Source organism: Levilactobacillus paucivorans (assembly GCF_001437125.1).
Classification (GTDB): domain Bacteria; phylum Bacillota; class Bacilli; order Lactobacillales; family Lactobacillaceae; genus Levilactobacillus; species Levilactobacillus paucivorans.
The window spans coordinates 1-3,442 of the sequence record NZ_JQCA01000047.1 but is presented as its reverse complement, the minus strand read 5'-3'; the positions used below and the strand labels follow the sequence as shown (position 1 = coordinate 3,442).

Below are 3,442 nucleotides of genomic sequence, written 5' to 3'. Positions count from 1 at the left end.
CCGGCCATGATATAATAGTCATTAAACTAGATGACTTTTTTGTGGCGCTCACCGATTCCCGTCGGTGGGTGTTTTTTTATGTTCTATTTTATGTAACCAATATTACTCGTTGTTTGGTGATAAATCAACATTTCTTTTTATGTATCCTTGTATCCTTGTATCCTTGTATATAAGTATCCTTGTATCTAAGTATCCTTGTATCCTTGTATCTAAGTATATTAGGATACTTGCAGTCAATCTTAATTTAACGGCTTTTGAGAAGAAATGTATCCTTGTATCCTTGTATCCAAGTATCTTTGTATGTTATCATCCTTGTATCCAAGTATCCTTGTATATTAGGATACTTAATTGGAGGTCAGTATAATGGGTGAAGTAATTACTTTTGGAAATTTTAAAGGTGGCACCGGTAAAACAACAAATGCCACGCTTGCATGCCTGGCACTAGCTCGTGCTAGTAAAAAAACGCTATTAATTGATTTCGATCCTCAAGCGAACGCTACAGATATTTACTTTAAAACCGCGGCTAATTTAGGCCACGATGATATTAAATTTAATCAAACCTTACTTGCATCAATCCAAGAAGAGGACTTATCAAGATCGTTGGTTACTTTGGATAAAAACATTGACTTTATTCCATCAAGCGCAGATTTTTCATTGTACCCACGGATTATGGAAAAAAAGTTTAAAAATAATTATAAAGATAGAGTTACATATTTTAGCAAGCTACTTGCTTCACTAAAAGAAAAATATGATTTTGTGGTATTTGATTTGCCACCGACTATTTCCTTAATTTCTGATAGCGCCTTATACGCTTCAGATTGGGTTCTGATTATCCTTCAAACTCAAGAGCACAGTCTTCAGGGTGCCGAATCGTTTCTAAAATATATACAGGAACAGGTAATCGATGAATACGAAGCACCTAGTTTGAATTTACTCGGTATACTTCCTGTGCTATTAAAGAATGGGGCGCCTGTTGATCACAGCACATTAGAAGTAGCAGAAGAAGAATTTGGGAAAGAAAACATGTTAAAAACCCTAATTCGTAATATGGAAAGAATCAAAAGATATTCAATCAGAGGTGTATTTCTAAAAGATCAGTTCGATAAAAAAATAATTAGATTATACGATTCTGTGGCACAAGAAATTATTGAAAGGGCGGATTAGCATGGTGGAACTTTTACACAATCCTAACTCAAATAAAAGCAAAATAATTCCTAGAAAATCGGCGCCCCAGCCCCAAAAAGAAATTTCCATATCTTCTCTAAACGAATCAAACAAAACGAAGTCTAAACAAATAGATGGTGTTACTTTTGATACTACGCTCAGAATTGACAATCATCTAAAAAACTTTATGAAAGCTATGGTAATTTTAGGGTATAGCTCAACTCAACAAAACGGATTAGCCCAATTACAAAAAAATTTTTTTGAATCGTTAACTGAGTCTGAACAAAATACGCTTACGACTCAAATACAGACTTTGGAAACCGGCGATGCTAACAAAGTAAAAAGTAAATAATCACGCGCTCTCAGATGACACGTTCAGCTTTTAGACGTATACTTGTCCGTTTAAATGAAGCAGAATGCACACAAAAAAGTCCTCTATTATGCGGAATAGAGGGCTTTTCTGAAATCAGTACATACAGGCTTTGCTTAGGAGCGTTGCTTGTGTCCATTTAGGACATACACAATCATATAACAATCAATCAATGCTGTCACTTAACTTACGCAAAAAAGCCACCCATACTACTCAAAAAATATTCACAACCTATCTAAACAACCGTTTCCAAAAGTTCTCTCTCGTCTCATTAGAGGGCTTTTCGTTTTGCTTGCTTATATTTGTATATGAATCATTGCTATCGTCCTTAGAATCGTTCTCACGGCTTTGTAGGGTGTTGCTTTTGATATTTTGTTCTGACTTTTGATTTTCAAGTAATTTCTGACTGGATAAATTTAATTGCTGTTGTTGGTCTAATAATTTTTGAAATTTGTTTATCTGTTGATCCTTTTCGTCAAGTTGGCGTCTAAGTATATTAACTAATTGATCGTTGCTTGACGTGCTTGCTCCTATGTCAATAAATGGCACATCTTTTTCTAAACACTCGTTCTAATTCTGTCGGAATTAAACCAACTGATGTAATTTGAGGTTCGGATTACCAAGTCCTCAAAATTGGAAAAAGTTGTTTGAAAGGCAAACTCTCTCTTCAACAATGAGTGAAAAGCTTCAATTGGCCCATTATCATAAGGATAACCTTATTTTGAGTATGAGTGGCTAATCTGATGCCGTTCAAGTAAAGTTTCAACTTCGTTGCTGGTGTACTGTGAACCCATGTCAGAGTGAAAATATTGTGGCTTTTGATGACATTCAAGCGCCTGATTAATCGTTTCTACAACTAACGTCGCCTCCATCTGACGACCAATCTTGAAAGCAAGAACTTGATGAACCTTTGGTTCGTAAATAGAACTGAGATAAACCCAGGTTCCTGGACGTAATTCCAAATAAGTAATGTCAGCACGCCATATCCTTGCATTGGGCTGGTGCTTGATTAAATTGGGGCGTTGTGAATGATCCACATGAGTGCCAGGTTTTTTAAATCGCCGATTCATTAAAGAGTGAATCTCCATTTCCCTCATTAATCGTAAAATTCGTTTTGACCCAACACAGATGCCTGACTTGCGAAGCACCATCGTTATTCGTGGATAACCATAGGCACGATAATTATTTTCCCAAATCAATTTAATTTTTTCTTTGAGCTGATTATCAACACGTTCGTGTTGACTAGGTTGATATCTTTTCCAATGGTAATAGGTGCTGCGCGGTAATTTCAGTGCCGAAAGAATAATTGATAAGCGGTGTCGCAATAACTGATCTTCTATGAAGACAAGGCAATTAATTCGTCCTAATGCTTTCCCAGTAACACCGCCGCAGCTTTTAAAATTTCAAGTTCCTCCTTTAATCGCTGATTTTCCTTTTGAAGTTGTTTGAATTCTTTGGACGTTACTTCAGTACCGTCTTCTAGCTCAACTGATTTAGCGCCTTTAACCCAGTTATGAATTGCGGCTGGAGAAACACCGTATTCCTCGGAAAGCGAGCGAATAGATCTTTTCTCTTCACGATGCATCTTCACAATGCTGGCTTTAAAATCATCTTGATATCGTTTCATTGGAATGCTCCTATCTTGTTTTATTAATTATGGCACAACTGTTCAGAAATTTATGTACCAAATACTAGGATAGGAGCATAAAAACACAATCCTTCCTATTATGGAATTATACTAAATCGTGTCCATGATTTCATACTACCTTCAACTAAACGCATTTCGATGAATAAAAATGGTCTGATCTCAGTAAAGTACTGAGATCAGACCATTAATTAAAACTAAATATAATTTTTCTAACTTAGTTGTTGCACTTAAACTACTGCATACTCATTTTTCAGTCTTAC

General features: G+C 35.9%; 3 protein-coding genes and 1 pseudogene. 2 read left to right on the top strand and 2 right to left on the bottom strand.

Going from position 1 to position 3,442, the window contains the following annotated elements; translation table 11 throughout:
- Positions 1–363: 363 nt before the first annotated feature.
- Together IV54_RS04765 and IV54_RS04760 are read left to right on the top strand one after the other, a co-directional pair.
- Positions 364–1,164, top strand: coding sequence for a ParA family protein (locus tag IV54_RS04765; protein ID WP_057878257.1), 801 nt, complete (start codon positions 364–366; stop codon positions 1,162–1,164).
- 1 nt (position 1,165) lies between these two features.
- The gene (locus IV54_RS04760; RefSeq protein WP_056987025.1) at positions 1,166–1,516 is read left to right on the top strand and encodes a DUF5388 domain-containing protein; all 351 of its coding nucleotides are present in this window, start codon (positions 1,166–1,168) and stop codon (positions 1,514–1,516) included.
- Between the two features lie 249 nt (positions 1,517–1,765).
- On the opposite strand, the gene IV54_RS04755 is transcribed toward IV54_RS04760, so the two are convergent.
- Together IV54_RS04755 and IV54_RS04750 are read right to left on the bottom strand one after the other, a co-directional pair.
- On the bottom strand, positions 1,766–2,083 hold the full coding sequence (locus IV54_RS04755) for a hypothetical protein (protein WP_237756668.1): 318 nt from the start codon (positions 2,081–2,083) through the stop codon (positions 1,766–1,768).
- An 8-nt stretch (positions 2,084–2,091) separates the two neighbouring features.
- Positions 2,092–3,161 (bottom strand): annotated as a pseudogene (locus IV54_RS04750) (IS3-like element IS1163 family transposase).
- Positions 3,162–3,442: the final 281 nt, after the last annotated feature.